16 protein-coding genes are annotated in these 17108 nt (G+C 65.4%); 12 read left to right on the top strand and 4 right to left on the bottom strand.

Annotated elements, in window-relative coordinates; all coding sequences use genetic code 11:
• Positions 1 to 13 precede the first annotated feature (13 nt).
• The 4 genes from aroC to aroQ are packed head-to-tail and all read left to right on the top strand — an operon-like array spanning position 14 to position 3325.
• Positions 14 to 1237, top strand: a complete 1224-nt coding sequence (gene aroC, locus CCUG20998_RS10395) for a chorismate synthase (protein ID WP_015355840.1) — start codon at positions 14 to 16, stop codon at positions 1235 to 1237.
• 8 nt (positions 1238 to 1245) lie between these two features.
• Complete coding sequence (locus CCUG20998_RS10400; protein WP_020728531.1) at positions 1246 to 1800, top strand: shikimate kinase; 555 nt, start codon at positions 1246 to 1248, stop codon at positions 1798 to 1800.
• Positions 1797 to 2885, top strand: coding sequence for a 3-dehydroquinate synthase (gene aroB, locus CCUG20998_RS10405; RefSeq protein ID WP_020728532.1), 1089 nt, complete (start codon positions 1797 to 1799; stop codon positions 2883 to 2885). The genes CCUG20998_RS10400 and aroB overlap by 4 nt, the downstream gene beginning before the upstream one ends.
• Entirely contained in the window at positions 2882 to 3325 is a 444-nt protein-coding gene (gene aroQ / locus CCUG20998_RS10410) for a type II 3-dehydroquinate dehydratase (protein WP_020728533.1), read from the top strand. Before aroB ends, aroQ begins: the two co-directional genes overlap by 4 nt.
• A gap of 25 nt (positions 3326 to 3350) precedes the next feature.
• Here aroQ and CCUG20998_RS10415 read toward each other — a convergent pair whose 3' ends face one another.
• Positions 3351 to 4121, bottom strand: a complete 771-nt coding sequence (locus CCUG20998_RS10415; protein WP_036455530.1) for a B-4DMT family transporter — start codon at positions 4119 to 4121, stop codon at positions 3351 to 3353.
• Positions 4122 to 4154: 33 nt separating this feature from the next.
• On the opposite strand from CCUG20998_RS10415, the gene CCUG20998_RS10420 reads away from it, so the two are divergent.
• The 5 genes from CCUG20998_RS10420 to CCUG20998_RS10440 all read left to right on the top strand — a co-directional run bounded on the left by CCUG20998_RS10420 (position 4155) and on the right by CCUG20998_RS10440 (position 9795).
• Positions 4155 to 5273 carry a M24 family metallopeptidase gene (locus tag CCUG20998_RS10420; RefSeq protein ID WP_020728535.1) on the top strand — a complete coding sequence of 373 codons (1119 nt, stop codon included), beginning with the start codon at positions 4155 to 4157 and terminating at the stop codon, positions 5271 to 5273.
• A gap of 14 nt (positions 5274 to 5287) precedes the next feature.
• Entirely contained in the window at positions 5288 to 5851 is a 564-nt protein-coding gene (efp, locus tag CCUG20998_RS10425; RefSeq protein WP_020728536.1) for an elongation factor P, read from the top strand.
• A gap of 2 nt (positions 5852 to 5853) precedes the next feature.
• Entirely contained in the window at positions 5854 to 6375 is a 522-nt protein-coding gene (nusB, locus tag CCUG20998_RS10430; RefSeq protein ID WP_036449785.1) for a transcription antitermination factor NusB, read from the top strand.
• Positions 6375 to 6782: a hypothetical protein gene (locus tag CCUG20998_RS10435; RefSeq protein ID WP_012393948.1), complete on the top strand. Its 408-nt coding sequence runs from the start codon at positions 6375 to 6377 to the stop codon at positions 6780 to 6782. Before nusB ends, CCUG20998_RS10435 begins: the two co-directional genes overlap by 1 nt.
• A gap of 181 nt (positions 6783 to 6963) precedes the next feature.
• A complete protein-coding gene (locus tag CCUG20998_RS10440) occupies positions 6964 to 9795 on the top strand; it encodes an aminotransferase class I/II-fold pyridoxal phosphate-dependent enzyme (protein ID WP_012393949.1) in 2832 nt (943 codons plus the stop codon).
• A 5-nt stretch (positions 9796 to 9800) separates the two neighbouring features.
• Here the strand turns inward: CCUG20998_RS10440 and CCUG20998_RS10445 are convergent, their stop codons facing one another.
• From CCUG20998_RS10445 to CCUG20998_RS10455, 3 genes are read right to left on the bottom strand one after another with little or no spacing between them, the layout of a single operon-like run.
• Positions 9801 to 11021 carry an FAD-dependent monooxygenase gene (locus tag CCUG20998_RS10445; protein WP_012393950.1) on the bottom strand — a complete coding sequence of 407 codons (1221 nt, stop codon included), beginning with the start codon at positions 11019 to 11021 and terminating at the stop codon, positions 9801 to 9803.
• A gap of 45 nt (positions 11022 to 11066) precedes the next feature.
• Positions 11067 to 11639 carry a GNAT family N-acetyltransferase gene (locus tag CCUG20998_RS10450; protein ID WP_020728539.1) on the bottom strand — a complete coding sequence of 191 codons (573 nt, stop codon included), beginning with the start codon at positions 11637 to 11639 and terminating at the stop codon, positions 11067 to 11069.
• Positions 11640 to 11654: 15 nt separating this feature from the next.
• On the bottom strand, positions 11655 to 12860 hold the full coding sequence (locus CCUG20998_RS10455; protein ID WP_012393951.1) for a serine hydrolase domain-containing protein: 1206 nt from the start codon (positions 12858 to 12860) through the stop codon (positions 11655 to 11657).
• Between the two features lie 408 nt (positions 12861 to 13268).
• On the opposite strand from CCUG20998_RS10455, the gene CCUG20998_RS10460 reads away from it, so the two are divergent.
• The 3 genes from CCUG20998_RS10460 (at position 13269) to CCUG20998_RS10470 (ending at position 17055) form a co-directional block, all read left to right on the top strand.
• Complete coding sequence (locus CCUG20998_RS10460) at positions 13269 to 14147, top strand: LppX_LprAFG lipoprotein (RefSeq protein WP_036455840.1); 879 nt, start codon at positions 13269 to 13271, stop codon at positions 14145 to 14147.
• A 266-nt stretch (positions 14148 to 14413) separates the two neighbouring features.
• On the top strand, positions 14414 to 15877 hold the full coding sequence (locus tag CCUG20998_RS10465; protein ID WP_012393953.1) for a fatty acid desaturase: 1464 nt from the start codon (positions 14414 to 14416) through the stop codon (positions 15875 to 15877).
• Positions 15874 to 17055, top strand: coding sequence for a type III polyketide synthase (locus CCUG20998_RS10470; protein WP_020728541.1), 1182 nt, complete (start codon positions 15874 to 15876; stop codon positions 17053 to 17055). Before CCUG20998_RS10465 ends, CCUG20998_RS10470 begins: the two co-directional genes overlap by 4 nt.
• Positions 17056 to 17108: the final 53 nt, after the last annotated feature.

Genomic DNA, 17108 nt, shown 5'->3' on the forward strand with positions numbered 1-17108 from the left:
GGAAGATGTTCAGGTGTTGCGCTGGATAACTGCGGGGGAATCCCATGGCCGTGCATTGGTGGCCCTGGTCGATGGAATGGTTGCCGGGGTAGAGGTCACCTCGACGGAGATCGCCGATCAGTTGGCCCGCCGCCGGCTCGGCTACGGACGTGGCGCCCGGATGGCGTTCGAGCGTGACGCGGTGACCGTGCTCTCCGGAATACGCCACGGCAGCACGCTGGGCGGCCCGATCGCGATCGAGATCGGTAACACCGAATGGCCGAAGTGGGAAGCCGTGATGGCGGCCGACCCGCTGGACCCGGCCGCCGCGGCCGAGCTGGAGAATTCCGCCCGCAACGCGCCGCTGACCCGGCCGCGGCCGGGTCATGCCGACTATGCGGGCATGCTCAAGTACGGCTTCGATGACGCCCGGCCGGTGCTGGAACGGGCTAGTGCCCGCGAGACCGCCGCCCGAGTCGCCGCGGGCACCGTAGCGCGGGCCTTCCTGCGTCAGGCCCTGGGCGTGGAAGTGCTGTCGCACGTCGTCTCGATCGGCGCGTCGGCGCCCTACGACGGCCCGCCGCCGCAGCCCGAGGACCTACCCGCCATCGACGCCAGCCCGGTGCGTGCGTTCGACGGGCAAGCCGAAAAATCCATGATCGCCGAGATCGAGGCGGCCAAGAAGGACGGCGACACCCTCGGCGGCGTCGTCGAGGTGGTAGCGCTGGGGCTGCCGGTGGGGCTGGGGTCGTTCACCAGCGGTGAGAACCGGCTGGACAGCCAGCTCGCCGCGGCGGTGATGGGCATCCAGGCCATCAAGGGCGTGGAGATCGGTGACGGGTTCGAGACCGCGCGTCGTCGCGGTAGTCGCGCCCACGACGAGATGTACCCCGGCACCGACGGTGTGGTGCGCTCCACCAACCGGGCCGGGGGTCTGGAAGGCGGGATGACCAATGGCCAGCCGCTGCGGGTGCGTGCGGCGATGAAGCCCATCTCCACCGTCCCCAAGGCGCTGGCCACCGTTGACCTAGCCACCGGCGATGAAGCCGTCGCCATCCATCAGCGTTCCGACGTGTGCGCCGTGCCGGCCGCGGCAGTGGTGGTCGAGACCATGGTGGCGCTGGTGCTGGCCAGAGTGACGCTGGAGAAATTCGGTGGCGATTCGCTGGCCGAGACCCGCCGCAACATCGAGGCGTATCAGCGCAGCGTTGCTGACCGGGAAGCACCGGCCGCCCGGGCCCGGGCCATCCGGGGTTAGGCGCCACGATGGCACCCAAAGCGGTATTGGTGGGATTGCCGGGTTCCGGCAAGTCGACCATCGGGCGTCGGCTGGCCAAGGCGCTTGGAGTGAGTCTGCTCGACACCGATGCGGCGATTGAGCAGCAGGCCGGGCGCAGCATTGCCGAGATCTTCGCCACCGACGGGGAAGAGGAGTTCCGACGTATCGAGGAGGAAGTGGTGCGCGCGGCTTTAGCCGATCATGACGGAGTGCTGTCGCTGGGCGGCGGCGCGGTCACCAGCCCCGGGGTTCGCTCGGCGCTGGACGGTCACACCGTCGTCTACCTGGAGATCAGTGCCGCCGAAGGGGTGCGCCGCACCGGCGGCAGCAACGTACGGCCGCTGTTGGCCGGGCCCGATCGGGCGGAGAAGTTCCGCGCGCTGATGTCCCAGCGGATTCCGTTGTATCGGCGGGTGTCGGCCATTCGTGTCGACACCAATCGCCGCAATCCCGGTGCGGTGGTGCGCTACATCATGTCGCGCCTGGACGACCCCACACCGAACACGAGTCCCTCCTCCACCGCCAGCGGGGCCGCCACATGAGCGACAAAAAAGAACCGGTCACCGTGCAGGTGGCCGTCGACCCGCCGTACCCGGTGGTGATCGGTACCGGGTTGCTGACCGAGCTGGAGGAACTGCTCGCCGGCCGGCACAAGGTCGCCATCCTGCATCAGCCGGTGCTGACCGAGACCGCCGAGGCCATCCGTAACCACCTTGCCGACAAGGGCGTCGACGCGCACCGCATCGAGATCCCCGACGCCGAGGCCGGTAAGGAGCTGCCGGTTGTGGGATTCATCTGGGAAGTGCTGGGGCGCATCGGGATCGGGCGAAAGGACGCTCTGGTGAGCCTGGGTGGCGGCGCGGCCACCGACGTCGCCGGGTTCGCGGCCGCCACCTGGCTGCGTGGTGTCTCGATCGTGCACGTGCCAACCACGTTGCTGGGCATGGTCGATGCGGCCGTCGGAGGCAAGACCGGTATCAACACCGACGCCGGCAAGAACCTGGTCGGAGCCTTCCACCAGCCGCTCGCGGTGCTCGCCGACCTGGCCACGCTGCAGACCTTGCCGCAGAACGAAATCGTCTGTGGGATGGCCGAAGTGGTCAAGGCGGGCTTCATCGCCGATCCGGTGATCCTGGACCTCATCGAAGCCGATCCGCAGGCCGCATTGGATCCGTCCGGCGATGTGATGCCGGAATTGATCCGGCGTTCGATTGCGGTCAAGGCGGAAGTTGTCGCGGCCGACGAGAAAGAATCCGAGCTGCGCGAAATCCTCAACTACGGACACACTTTGGCTCATGCGATCGAGCGCCGGGAGCGTTATCAGTGGCGACACGGTGCCGCGGTGTCGGTGGGTCTGGTCTTCGCGGCCGAACTCGCCCGGCTTTCCGGGCGCCTCGACGACGCCACGGCGCTGCGTCATCGCACCATCCTGTCGGCGCTGGGTCTGCCGGTCAGCTACGACGCCGATGCGCTGCCGCAGTTGCTGGAATTCATGACCGGCGACAAGAAGACCCGGGCCGGAGTGCTGCGGTTCGTGGTGCTCGACGGGCTGGCCAAGCCGGGACGGATGGTGGGTCCGGATCCGGGGTTGTTGGTGACCGCCTACGCGGGAATCTGTGCCCCATGAGTGAGCGGATGACCGTCGTCAACGTTCTCAATGGTCCCAACCTGGGCCGGCTGGGCCGGCGTGAGCCCGACGTCTACGGCAGCACCACGCACGCCGAACTCGCCGCCCTGATCGAGCGGGAGGCCGCCGGGCTGGGACTGCAGGCGGTTGTTCGGCAAAGTGATAGTGAAGCGGAACTGCTGGACTGGATTCATCGGGCCGCCGACGCCGGCCAGCCCGTGATCCTCAATGCCGGCGGGTTGACGCACACCTCGGTGGCGCTGCGCGACGCCTGTGCGGAATTGAGCGCGCCGCTGATCGAGGTGCACATCTCAAATGTCCATGCCCGCGAGGAGTTCCGACGCCACTCCTACCTGAGCCCGGTCGCAACCGGGGTGATCGTCGGGCTGGGCATCCAGGGTTACCTGCTGGCCCTGCGGTACCTGGCCAGCTCCTCCTAACCCCCGAAGAAGCCGAAGCCAGCGACTAGTCCTTCTTCTTTTTCGGCACTTCGTCCGTCTTGGTCTCGTCCTCGTCGAGCTGGATCACCTCGGTGCTCGCCTCACTTTCGGTGGTGGCGATCGTCTCGGTTTTTGCCTCCGGCTCGGCCGTGCGGATCACCTCGGTCGGTGACTCTTGCTCGGTGGTGGCGATCACCTCGGTCGGGGCATCGCGTTCGACGGTGGCAACCGCGGTGGGAGCCGTTGCCTGCGCCTGGTTGGAAGCCACCGGCATCTCCCCGGTAGGACTGTCGTCGGCGCGCACCGCGGCGAACACGTCGGTGTCGGCGCGGTCGTGCTTGACACCGAGGCCGTGGTGTTTCTCCGGTGTCTTCTCGAACTTCCGGTCCACGCGCCACCTGCCCACGGCCACGCCGGAGATTCCCGGCAGGAAGATGATCAATGCGGTGAAAGCGGCAAACGTCGTAACCTCGTTGATCAGCCCGCCGACATAGACGCCCTTGTAGAACAACGAGATGATCCAGGCGACCGCGCCGCTGAGGACACCGGCCACTAGGCCGGCAACCAGCCAGGTCATGGCCAGATCTGCGCGGCGATCGGGGTCCGGATTCGCCTTGGCGTCGGCACGGCCGTCGAGTGTGCCCCACACAACGACGGCGATGACGTACAGCAGCAGCAAAACCAGGCTTATCAGTCCGGCTTGCGTCTGCCATGCGTTGATCAAGGCCCCCTGGAAGAGGCGGAGAACGACCATCGCGGCGGCGAACGCTAGTCCACGCAGCATCCAGTTAGTCATGAATGGTCAGCGTAGCGAGTACCGTCAAGGGTCGTGACACATTCCCAGCGTCGACACAACCTCAAATCTAAAATCAGTGCCGCCGGACTGGACGCGATGCTGGTCACCGATTTGATCAATGTGCGATATCTCTCCGGGTTCAGCGGATCCAACGGTGCGTTGCTGGTATTCGCCGACGAGCGCGAAGCCGTGCTGGCCACCGACGGTCGATACCGCACGCAGGCCGCCCATCAGGCGCCGGACCTCGAGGTGACCATCGAACGCGCCATCGGGCGACACCTGAGCTGTCGGGCTGCCGATGATGGTGTCGGCCGGTTGGGCTTCGAAAGCCATGTGGTCACGGTGGACGGCTTTGATGCGCTCACGGGTGCGCTGGCGGACACCAACACCGAGTTGGTCCGCGCCTCCGGCACCGTGGAGGCACTGCGCGAGATCAAAGATGCCGGTGAGCTTGCGTTATTGCGGCTGGCGTGCGAGGCGGCGGACGCCGCGCTGTCGGACTTGATCAAGCGTGGCGGGCTGCGGCCGGGCCGTACCGAGCGCGAGGTGGCCCGCGATCTCGAGGGCCTGATGCTCGACCATGGTGCCGACGCCGTGTCGTTCGAGACGATCGTGGCTGCCGGGCCGAACTCGGCCATCCCACACCACCGGCCTACCGACGCGGTGCTGGCCAAGGGCGATTTCGTCAAGATCGACTTCGGTGCGCTGGTTGCCGGCTATCACTCGGACATGACCCGCACCTTCGTGCTGGACAAGGCGGCCGACTGGCAGTTGGAGATCTACGAGCTGGTCGCAGCGGCGCAAAAGGCCGGTCGAGAGGCATTGTCTGCGGGCGCCGAGTTGCGCGGCGTGGACGGTGCCGCGCGACAAATGATCGTCGACGCGGGGCATGGAGATAACTTCGGTCACGGCCTGGGACACGGTGTTGGCCTGCAGATACACGAAGCACCGGGCATCGGAGCCACATCCGTCGGTACACTACTGGCGGGCTCCGTGGTTACCGTGGAGCCCGGCGTTTATTTGCCCGGCCGCGGCGGTGTCCGCATCGAGGACACGTTGGTAGTGCCCAATGGGGGCCCGAAGACACCGAGAAGCGCCGCGCAGACCCCGGAATTGTTGACCCGGTTCCCGAAGGAACTGACCATCTTGTAGGAGATTTACCTATCGTGGCGAGCACTGCTGACTTCAAGAACGGACTTGTTCTGCAGATCGATGGACAGCTGTGGTCCATCGTGGAATTCCAGCACGTTAAGCCCGGTAAGGGTCCGGCATTCGTGCGCACCAAGCTCAAGAACGTGCTCTCGGGCAAGGTCGTCGACAAGACCTACAACGCCGGCGTGAAGGTGGAGACCGCCACCGTCGACCGGCGTGACACCACCTACCTCTACCGCGATGGCTCCGACTTCGTGTTCATGGACAGCCAGGACTACGAGCAGCACCCATTGCCGGAGTCGCTGGTGGGAGATGCCGCCCGATTCCTGCTGGAGGGCATGCCGGTGCAGGTGGCGTTTCACGACGGAGCGCCGTTGTACATCGAGCTGCCGGTGACCGTCGAGATCGTGGTCACCCATACCGAGCCGGGTTTGCAGGGCGACCGCTCCAGCGCCGGCACCAAGCCGGCCACCCTGGAGACGGGCGCCCAGATCAACGTGCCGCTGTTCATCAACACCGGGGACAAGCTGAAGGTGGATTCGCGTGACGGCAGCTACCTGGGCAGGGTCAACGCCTGAGTATGCCTGAGGGAAGGCCGGGCAAACCGGTTAAAGGACGTCACCAGGCCCGCAAGCGTGCGGTGGACCTGATGTTCGAGGCTGAGGCGCGCGGCCTGGGCCCGGGCGAGATCGCGGACCTGCGCACCGAGCTGGCCGAGACGAAGCCGGACGTGGCGCCGCTGCACCCGTACACGGCGGCGGTGGCGCGCGGGATTGACGAGCACGCCGCTCACATCGACGACCTGATCACGTCGCATCTGCAGGGCTGGACGCTGGACCGGTTGCCGGCCGTGGATCGTGCCATCCTGCGAGTCGCGGTGTGGGAACTGTTGTATGCCGACGACGTGCCCGAACCGGTCGCCGTCGATGAAGCAGTCGAGCTGGCCAAGGAATTGTCCACCGACGACTCGCCGAGCTTCGTCAACGGTGTGCTGGGACAGGTCATGCTGGTGACGCCGCAGATTCGGGCGGCCGCCGCGGCGGTCCGGCAGGCGGTCCCGGATGAATCGGCGCGTCTGCCGGAAAACCAGGGATCGTGTTGATGAGCAGGCTCGAGTTGCGTGTCGTGGTCGCGGCCTGGATGGCAGCGGCGGTGATCCTCGGCGCGGTCATATGCGCCGCCTACGGGTGGGCCATCGTCGCCTCCGCACTGTCGATCTACGCCCTGGGTGTGGGTGCCTGGCTGTACCACTCGGTCGAGCGGCTGATCCTGGCCCGCCGGATCAGCACGGTTCGTACCGCGGCCAGGCCGCTACAGCCGTTGCTTCCCGTGATGGCCGCCATCATGGGTCTGACCCAGGCGGTGGTGCGCTCGCTGGGCGATGTCACGGACTTGCCCGCGCGCCGCTGGGAGCTTCCCCAGTTCCCGCAGCTTCCGGTGCTGCGCTGGGTGGACAGCGGCCGGGGAAACCGGCGGGTCGTCGACAGCGACGACGAGTTCGAAGCCTGACCGACCGGATCGCACCCGCAAGCGTCGCGGTCGGGGCGAACATTCGGTGTCGGATTGGGGCTAGATCCGGCCCCATGACTCGATAACCTGCAAGGGTGAGTTTTCGGGTATGAAAGGTACGCCGCGGGCGATACCTAAGCCGCCCGCCGGCGCGTCCCGCACCACTAGAACAGGTGACGACATGAAGCGATACAGCACCCGCCCGCGACGACTTCGTGTCTCCGCGCTGGCCGCGGTAGCCAACCCGTCATACGCACGTGTTGATACGTGGAACCTGCTCGACGACGCGTGCTGTCACCTCGCCGAGGTCGACCTGGCCGGGATGGACATCACCCACGACATGGCGAAAGTGCGGCGGCTGATGGACCGCATCGGCGCCTACGAACGGTATTGGCTTTATCCGGGCGCGCAGAACCTGGCAAATTTTCGCGCACACCTGGAAAGCAAGTCCACGGTGCGGCTCAAAGAAGAGGTCTCCCTGGCGGTCCGTCTGCTGGGTGAATATGGTGACCGCACAGCACTTTTCGATACTTCGGCGCCGCTGGCCGAGCAGGAACTGGTGGCCCAGGCCAAGCAGCAGCAGTTCTACACCGTGCTGGTCGCCGATGATGCGCCCACATCGGCGCCCGACTCGTTGGCCGAGCACCTTCGGGCATTGCACAATCCGTCTGACGACGTCCAGTTCGAAGTCCTGCTCGCCCCGAGTGTCGAGGACGCGATCACCGCGGTCGCACTCAACGGCGAGATACAGGCCGCAATCATCCGGCACGACCTGCCACTTCGGTCCCGGGACCGGCTGCCGCTGATGAACGCACTGCTGGGGGCCAACGATGACGTGGTTGCCCCCGATAGCCCGCACGACTGGATCGAATGTGGGGAATGGATCAGGGAGCTGCGCCCGCACATCGACCTCTACCTGCTCACCGACGAGTCGATCGCAGCCGGGGCCGAGGACGATCCGGACGTATACGACCGGACTTTCTACCGGCTCAACGATGTCACCGATCTGCACAGTACGGTGCTGGCCGGACTACGGAACCGGTTCGCCACACCGTTTTTCGATGCTCTGCGGGCCTACGCCGCGGCTCCGGTAGGCCAGTTCCACGCGCTTCCGGTGGCGCGCGGCGCCAGCATCTTCAACTCCAAGTCGCTGCAGGACATGGGGGAGTTCTACGGCCGCAACATCTTCATGGCCGAGACGTCGACCACGTCGGGCGGTCTGGATTCGCTGCTGGACCCGCACGGCAACATCAAGAAGGCCATGGACAAGGCCGCCAGTACCTGGAACGCCGACCACACCTATTTCGTCACCAACGGCACCTCGACCGCGAACAAGATTGTCGTGCAGTCCCTCACCCGACCGGGCGACATCGTGCTGATCGACCGCAACTGTCACAAGTCGCACCACTACGGCCTGGTGCTCGCCGGTGCCTACCCGCTGTATCTGGACGCCTATCCGCTGCCCCCGTTCGCCATCTATGGGGCGGTATCGCTGCACACGATCAAGCAGGTGCTGCTCGACCTGGAGGCGGCCGGACAGCTGCACAAGGTGCGCATGCTGCTGTTGACCAACTGCACCTTCGACGGCGTCGTCTACAACCCGCGGCTGGTCATGGAGGAGGTGCTGGCGATCAAGCCGGATATCTGTTTCCTCTGGGACGAGGCTTGGTACGCGTTTGCCACCGCGGTCCCATGGGCCCGGCAGCGCACCGCGATGGTGTCCGCGGAGTACCTCGAATCAATGTTGGCCTCTGACGAATACGGCGCCGTATACGAGAAGTGGCGCGCCTCCATGCAAGGGATTCCGCGGTCGCAGTGGGCCGAGCACCGATTGCTGCCGGATCCGAAACGGGCACGGGTGCGCGTCTACGCCACGCACTCCACCCACAAGTCGCTCTCGGCGCTGCGGCAGGCATCGATGATCCACGTCCGTGACCAGGACTTCAACGCCCTGACCCGCGACGCGTTCGGCGAGGCGTTTTTGACTCACACCTCGACCTCGCCCAACCAGCAACTGCTGGCCTCGCTGGACCTGGCGCGCCGCCAGGTCGATATCGAGGGATTCCAATTGGTCCGGCAGGTCTACGACATGGCGCTGGTGTTTCGGCACCGTGTTCGTAAAGACCGCCTGATCAGCAAGTGGTTCCGCATTCTCGACGAAGCCGATCTGGTTCCCGAGGAGTTCCGGGCCTCATCGGTCAGCTCCTACCGCCAAGTCAGACAGGGAGCTCTGGCCGAGTGGAACGAGGCATGGCGATCGGATCAGTTCGTGCTGGACGCCACCCGGGTCACCCTGTTCATCGGGAGCACCGGGATGAACGGATACGACTTCCGCGAGAAGATCTTGATGGAGCGATTCGGGATCCAGATCAACAAGACGTCGATCAACAGTGTGCTGCTGATCTTCACCATCGGAGTGACCTGGTCGAGCGTTCACTACCTGCTCGACGTGTTGCGCCGGATCGCCACGGACTTCGATCGGAGCCAGCGGGCGGCCAGCGCGGCCGACTGGGCGCTGCATGAGCGTCGCGTTGAGGAGATCACCCAGGACTTGCCGCATCTGCCCGACTTCAGCGAGTTCGACATTGCGTTCCGCCCCGATGATGCGAGCAGTTTCGGCGACATGCGGTCGGCCTTCTACGCCGGCTATGACGAATCCGACCGCGAGTACGTCCAGATCGGCATGGCCGGGCGCCGCCTGGCCGAGGGCAGAACATTGGTCTCCACCACATTCGTCGTGCCTTACCCTCCGGGCTTCCCGGTGCTGGTCCCGGGCCAGGTGGTGTCCAAAGAGATCGTCTACTTCCTGGCTCAGCTCGACGTCAAAGAAATCCATGGCTACAACCACGAACTCGGGTTGTCGGTGTTCACCGACGTCGCGCTGAAACGGATGGAGGCGGCTCGCAATGTGATCGCCTCGGCGGGCGCGGAGCTGCCGGCCTTCGAGCTTGCGCCGGCTTCTTCGGTTGTCAACGGTGACGGTGTGCTTCAGGCCGTCGCCGACGACGCCTGACGCAGCTAGGGCAGCCGCGGATACCGGGGCAGCTCGATGGACTCGGCGATGGTGAACCACTTTCTTTCGGCGAAGAAGCGAAACGGCCAGCGCTGCATGTACTTCATCGCCGCAGCGTTTGACCGGATCTCGGACTCCGACATCGGCAGAAAGCGATCGATGCTGTTCGGCAGGTCCTGACAGTTGGCTACATACGGCCGCAGCACGGTCTCGTAGCGGGCCAACGCGGCCGCCAGCGCGGCCTCGTCGATGCCGTCGCCGTGGGCCGGGCCCAACTCGCCGGCCAGCACGTATGCACCCACCAGCGCCAGGCTGGTGCCCATGCCGCTCAGCGGCGATGCGCAGTAGCCGGCGTCGCCGACCAGCGTGACCCGTCCGCGTGACCACGCGTCCAGATGAATCTGGACGATCGCGTCCAGGTAGAAGTCATCGGCCTCGCGCGCCGCGGCGATCAGCGCGTCGGATTGCCAGCCGGCACCGGCGAAGCGGGCGGCGAGCAGATCGCGTTGGGCGTCCAGGTCGCCACGGTCGTAGCGGATCGGAGCGGAGCGAAATGCCAGTCCGGCCTTGGCTGTCGCGGGATCGTGCGACGGGCGCATCGACGCGTTGAGCCCTCCGGGGGCCTGGTACATCAGGTACCAGCCGTTGAGGCCGACCGTGTCGGGTGCGCTGAACCAGGCGTTGTAGCCGCCCAGCGGCCGGGCGAACTGCTCTTCGGGGCCAAAGGCCAGCCGCCGGACACCCGAGTGCGGACCGTCGGCGCCGACCACCAGATCCGCCCGCACCGTCGTCCCGTCGGACAGCCTCGCCTGGACCGCGTCGCCCGACGGTGCCAGATCGGTGATGCGGGTACCGAATCGGTAGTCGGTGCCGGCGGCGGTGGCCCGGTAGAGCACCGCGGCCAGGTCACCGCGCAGAATCTCGAGCTCGCTGACCGGTCCGTTGCCGTGGAAGGCCTCAACCGGCATCTCGGCGCGGCGCCGGCCGTCCGCCCGTATCCAGGCGATGCCGCGCTGGCGCAGGCTGCGCTGGCGCATCTGCTCCAGCAGTCCCATCCGTTCGATGACCAGCCGTCCGGCCCCCCGCAAGTCGACGGTCTGACCGCCCGGGCGGATGTCGTCGGCGAGTTCGGTCACCACCACCTGGTATCCGCTGTGGGTGAGCCAGAATGCCAGCGCCGGGCCGGCGATCCCCGCGCCGCTGATCAGGACGATCGGCTTCGCCATGGGGCTCAGCCTAGGGCAGCGGCTCCAGTGGGTGCGAAGCTGTGCTCAGGGGGCAAACCGTGGCATCGGGGCGCGGTTGAGCCGCAGGATCCTGGTGTACAGCAGACTGTCGTTGGGTTCGGGACCCATGGTCGGATAGACGGCGTGACGGCAGAGTCGGGCCTCCAGGACGAACCCGGCGCGCTGCAGCAGCCGCGCCGACCGGGCGTTGTCGACGTGGCATGTTGCCCAGACGCGGCATCCGGCGGCGTCGGCCGGCAGCCCGGCCAGCAACAGGCTCAGCGCCTCGGACATGAAACCCATGTCCCACCATTGCCGGCCCAGACAGTAGCCAACCTCGATCGAGCGGGGCGCGTCGCTTCGGCAGCTGATCAGGCCGACGATCTCGCCGCTGCCGTGTAGCGAGATCACCCAATTGCGTTCGTAGCGGCTCCGGCTGAGCTGGTTGATCAGCACTCGGCGGGTTTCCGCCACGTTGCGGTGTGCTCTCCACAGCAGGAAGCGGGTGACTTCGGGATCTTTGGCGATCTTCTTGTATATCGGGCCGGCGTCGTCGAGTTTGGGTGGCCGCAGCAGCAGACGCCGGCTGTCCAGGTATCGAGGGGGGAAGTGGGTCATCTCGACCTCGCGCCGCTACAGTCCGAGCGCGCGGTAGGTGCGCCGGACGAACCGGGGTTGTGCCGTGCGCAGCTTGGCCAGCCCCGGGTTGCCCGCGACCGCAGCCGCCGCGTTCACGGACAGGTCGGGACAATGCTGAATCAGATACAGCAGGATCAGGTCGGCGCCAGGATCGGCCTGCCACCAGGTCCCGTAGGCACCGGGCCAGCTGAAGGTGCCAAGCCCGCCCGGGCCGAACAGTGGAGTGGACTGAGCCGGGTCGGTCACCACCGACAGGTTCAGCCCGAACCCGCGGCCCACCCAGAAGGGCGCCCCGAGAAAGTTGTGTCGCTTGTGCTCGTCGCTGAGCCGGTCGGTGCGCATCAGCCGCACCGACTCCGGTGAGAGCACCCGAACGCCGTCGATCGTCCCGTCGCCGAGCAGTAGCCGGACAAATCTCAGGTAGTCGTCGGCGGTTGACCACAATCCGCCGCCGGCGTTGCAGAACGACGGAGGCCGCACGTGCGGTGGGCCCATGACGTCGTGCCGTAGCTGGTCCAGCTCGTCGAGGCGGTACATGGTTGCGGCGCGGCGCTGGGCCTGTGTCGACACGAAGAAGCCGGTGTCGGTCATGCCGGCCGGGCCCAGTATTCGCTCGTCGAGCACCTGGTAGAAAGGCTTGTCGTCGATGCGGGACATGATGACGCCGAGCAGATCGATGGCGTGGCTGTAGGTGACCCGCTCGCCGGGCTGGTGCACCAGTGGCAGCGCGGCGAGTTCGGCCAGCCAGGCGTCGGAACCATGACCAAATGGCAATCGCATGTACGCCCGCGAAATGTCCCCGGACACCGAAAAACTGTAGGCCAGCCCGCTGGTGTGAGTCAGCAGGTCCTCGATGAGGATCGGCCGTCGGGTGGGGTGCGTGCGGTCCAACGGGCCGTGCGGGTCGTCAAGCACCCGGATGTCGCGCAACTCGGGCGCCCAGCGTGTGATCGGGTCACGCAGGGCCATTTTGCCCTCGTCGACCATGCTCATGGCCGCGGCAACGGTGACGGGTTTGGTCATGGACGCGATGCGAAACAGCGTGTCGCGCTGCATCGGCAGGCCCGCCTCGACGTCTCGGTAGCCGATTTCGTTGACCTGCAGTACTTCTCCGTGCTGCCAAACCACGGTCACTGCGCCGGAGAGCAATCCGGCATCGCAGACCTCGCGGATATCAGCCTGGTTGGCGTCGAGATTCACCGGATTGAGGTTAGCCGCTGGCGGTCGGCGGGTCAGGCGGCGGCCGTCCGATGGTTTGCGTTCGCCGGCGAACCACGCCGCGCGTGGACCGCGCCAACGAGGTCGGGCAACGCCCACGGCTTCGCGGTGGTGCCGGATTGATTGCTAGTTCTGCGAAAGGCTTTCTCGGTCAGTGGTCGCGTGTTACTGTCGCGCTCTCCGGCAAATGTGATCTGGGGAACATGCTGTGAGGGCAATGGCGCGCGAATGACTGCAGTGTTGTTGCTGGTGAACCAGGGTGCGGGGTGCAGTCACCAAGACCCGCCACCATGGACGGGGCCGAACTGGCTGGCGCTGTCCATGTGCTACGACGAGGGTAGCGACCCGCTGCTCATTACCACCGGTCGGATAACTCAGCAAAGGTTGGCCATGAATGGCTTGATCTCCCAAGCGCACACCTCCCACCGACTTCTCTCCCGTCCCTGCCGTCGATTCTCGACCCCGACGTCCGTCGCAATCCTGTTTGCGACGGCACTTGTCGCAACGGTCATGACCGGGTGCGGGCACAAATCCACAACGGCAACCTCGCAAACCCCAGGGGCGTCGGGAACCTCTGCCACCACGGCGACATCCGGGGCCACGGGCGCCCCATCACCACAAGCCCAGCAGATCTTGCAAGACAGTTCCAAGGCGACCAAGGGCCTGCATTCGGTTCACGTCGCGGTGAACGTCACCGATCTACCGAAGCTGCCGTTCGAAAGTGTGAATGCCGACGTGACCAATCAGCCGCAGGGCAACGGCCAGGCGGTAGGCAATGCCAAGGTCCGGATGCAGCCGGATGCTCCGGCCGTCGCGACCGACTTCCTGGTCACGAACAAGACCATGTACACCAAGAACGGCGAGACCTACACGTCGGTCGGTCCGGCCCAGAGGATCTACGACCCGGGCATCATCCTGGATAAGGACCGTGGCCTGGGTGCGGTGATCGCACAGGTGCAGAACCCGAAGATCGAAGGAAGCGAAACGGTCGACGGCATGGCAACCGTCAAGGTGTCGGGCACCATCGACGGCGCGGTGATCGATCCGATCGTGCCTCAGTTGGGTAAGGACGGGGGGACGATGCCGATCACCCTGTGGATCGTTGACACCAGTGCCCAGGCTCCGGCGAGCTCGACCGCCGAGTCGCCGGCACCGGAGCCGCCGGCGGCAAACCTGGTCCGGATGGTGGTCGACAAAGGCCAGGGCAACGTCGAGATAACCCTGTCCAACTGGGGTGTCCCGGTGACCATCCCCAACCCGACGGGGTAACACGGCAGCGGTGGACTTCGGATTGAGAACCGGCCCGGAAACGCAGCATGGGGGAAAGGGCTGCCGGTAGTTTCCGGGCCGGCTCTCGTCGGTGGTTCGCCGTGCGGGCGCAACAGATCTGGTGCCGCGTCGTTGCAGACACCCCAGTTCCGCGATCCGGAATTCCGTTGAGAATCCTCCAAGGTCGTCGCTCCAGTATTGGGGTCACTTCGCCGGAAATGGCGATTAGCAGCCGATCTCACCCGACCACACCTGGAGGAATACGAATGCCGAACGACCTCCCAGAAGTTCAGGAGCGCCCTGGGCTACGTCCTGCTCCTCCGCCCGGAGGGCCGCCGATGGCCGACGTATGGGTCTACAACGGAAGGGCCTACGACCTCAGCGATTGGATTTCCAAACACCCCGGCGGCGCCTTCTTCATCGGGCGGACCAAGAACCGCGACATCACCGCCATCATCGCCGCCTACCATCGCGACCCGGCCAAGATCGAGCGGATGCTGCAACGATATGCGTTGGGGCGCGACGCGACTCCCAGAGATATCCATCCCAAGCACAACGCGCCGGCGTTCTTGTTCAAAGACGATTTCAACAGTTGGCGCGATACCCCCAAGTACCGCTTTGACGACCGGAACGACCTGATGCACCGCGTCAAAGCCCGGCTGAACGAGCCCGCGCTGGCCGCCCGGATCAAGCGCATGGATCGACTTTTCAACATCGTTGTGGCGCTCCTGGCGGTTGCCTATTTCGCCGTGCAGGGTCTGCGATTGCTCGACACCCGATGGATGCCGTTGCCGGCCTTCGTGATCGCGATGGTGTTGTTGCGCAGCTCGCTTGCCGGCTTCGGTCACTACGCCTTGCACCGCGCCCAACGGGGCGTCAACAGGGTGCTCGGGAATAGCTTCGATATGAACTATGTGGCACTGGCTTTGGTGACCGCTGACGGACATACCCTGCTGCACCACCCGTACACGCAAAGCGATGTGGACATCAAGAAGAACGTGTTCACCATGATGATGGGACTGCCCCGGTTGTATCGGATCCCGGTGCATACCATTCACAAGTTCGGCCACATGTTCACCGGCATGGCCATTCGGATTGCCGACGTATGGAAAATCACCCGCAAGGTGGGTGTACAAGAGTCCTACGGAAGCTGGCGTGCGGCGCTGCCGCACTTCCTCGGCTCGTCGGGGGTGCGGCTGCTGTTGGTCACCGAGCTGGTGGTGTTCACCCTGGCGGGCGATTTTTGGGCCTGGGCCCTGCAATTCATCGTGACGCTGTGGGTCAGCACCTTCTTGGTGGTCGCCAGCCACGAGTTCGAGGACGACTCGGCGGAGGGTGTCGAGCAGGGCGAGGACTGGGGTGTGGACCAAGTCGTGCACGCCAACGACCTCACGGTGATCGGGAATCGCTACGTTGACTGCTTTTTGTCCGCGGGGTTGAGTTCGCACCGCGTTCATCACGTGCTGCCGTTCCAGCGCAGCGGATTTGCCAACATTGTCACCGAGGACGTGTTGCGGGAAGAGGCTGCAAGGTTCGGTGTCGAGTGGCTTGCGCCGAAGAGCTTCGTCGCGGACCGACTGCCCAAGCTCTGCCGTTCATATCTGTTGGCACCGTCCCGGCAGGCCAGGGAGCAAGGTTGGGGCCTGATCCGTGAGCATTGCTCACCCGCAGCCTGGAAAGCCAGCGCCAGCTACGTGGTCGCCGGCTTCGTCGGAATCGGGTCGGTATGAGCACCGCAGCCGAGGGCGGCGCAATCCGCCGGGCCGGCCACGAGCCGCGTTACGACCTCGCCCAATTGCCGCCGGCACCGCCAACCACGGTGGCCGTTATCGAAGGCATGGCCACCGGCGCCCCACAACGGGTGGTTGCTCAGGCCGACGCCGCCGCTCGTGTTTCCGAGCTGTTCGTTGATCCGCAACAGCGGGAACGAATTTCGCGGATATATGACAAGACCCGGATTGATACCCGCAGGATGGCAGTGGATCCGCTCGACGACGAGTTCGACGAGTTCCGGCGCGAGCCGGCAACGATCCGGGACCGGATGAACCTGTTCTATCAGCACGCCGTACCGCTGGCGGTCGACGTGGCCGCCCGTGCCCTCGACGGCCTCCCATACGCCCCCGACGAGATCGGCCAGCTGGTGTTCGTCACCAGCACCGGTTTCATTGCACCGGGCGTGGATGTGGAGATCGTCAAGCAGCTCGGTCTGCCCCGGTCGATATCGCGGGTGGTGGTCAACTTCATGGGTTGTGCTGCCGCAATGAACGCCATTCGCACCGCGACGAACTACGTCCGAGCCCACCCGAGCATGAAGGCATTGGTGGTGTGCATCGAATTGTCCTCGGTGAATGCGGTTTTCGCCGATGACATCAACGACGTCGTAATCCACAGTTTGTTCGGAGATGGCTGCGGCGCATTGGTCATTGGAGCCAGCCAGGTCCAGCAGCCGCTACCCGCTGGCAACGTGGTGATCCGCAGCAGCTTCAGCCAGCTGCTCGACGACGCCGAGGACGGGATCGTGCTTGGGGTCAATCACGACGGCATCACGTGTGAGCTGTCGGAGAATCTGCCCAGCTACATCTACCGTTCGGTCGACCCGGTGGTCGCAGAGATGTTGCGGGACAACGGGTTGAGCAAGGCCGATATCGACCTGTGGGCGATACATCCGGGTGGGCCGAAGATCATCGAGCAGTCCGCGCGCTCGTTGGGGATTCCCGTCGGGCGAGCCGTGCAGAGCTGGGATGTACTAGCTCAGTTCGGCAACATGTTGAGCGTATCGCTGATCTTCGTGCTGGAAATGATGGTTGCGCAGGCCGAGTCGGACAAACCCATCTCAACGGGTGTGGCGTTCGCCTTCGCCCCGGGCGTCACGGTCGAAGGCATGTTGTTCGACATCATCCGCCACTGATGGCCGCTGCCCAGCCGAGAACCCAACCAGCCGAGACCATGCTGAGCAGGAGA

The sequence above is a fragment of the Mycobacterium marinum genome (genome assembly GCF_003391395.1).
GTDB lineage: Bacteria > Actinomycetota > Actinomycetes > Mycobacteriales > Mycobacteriaceae > Mycobacterium > Mycobacterium marinum.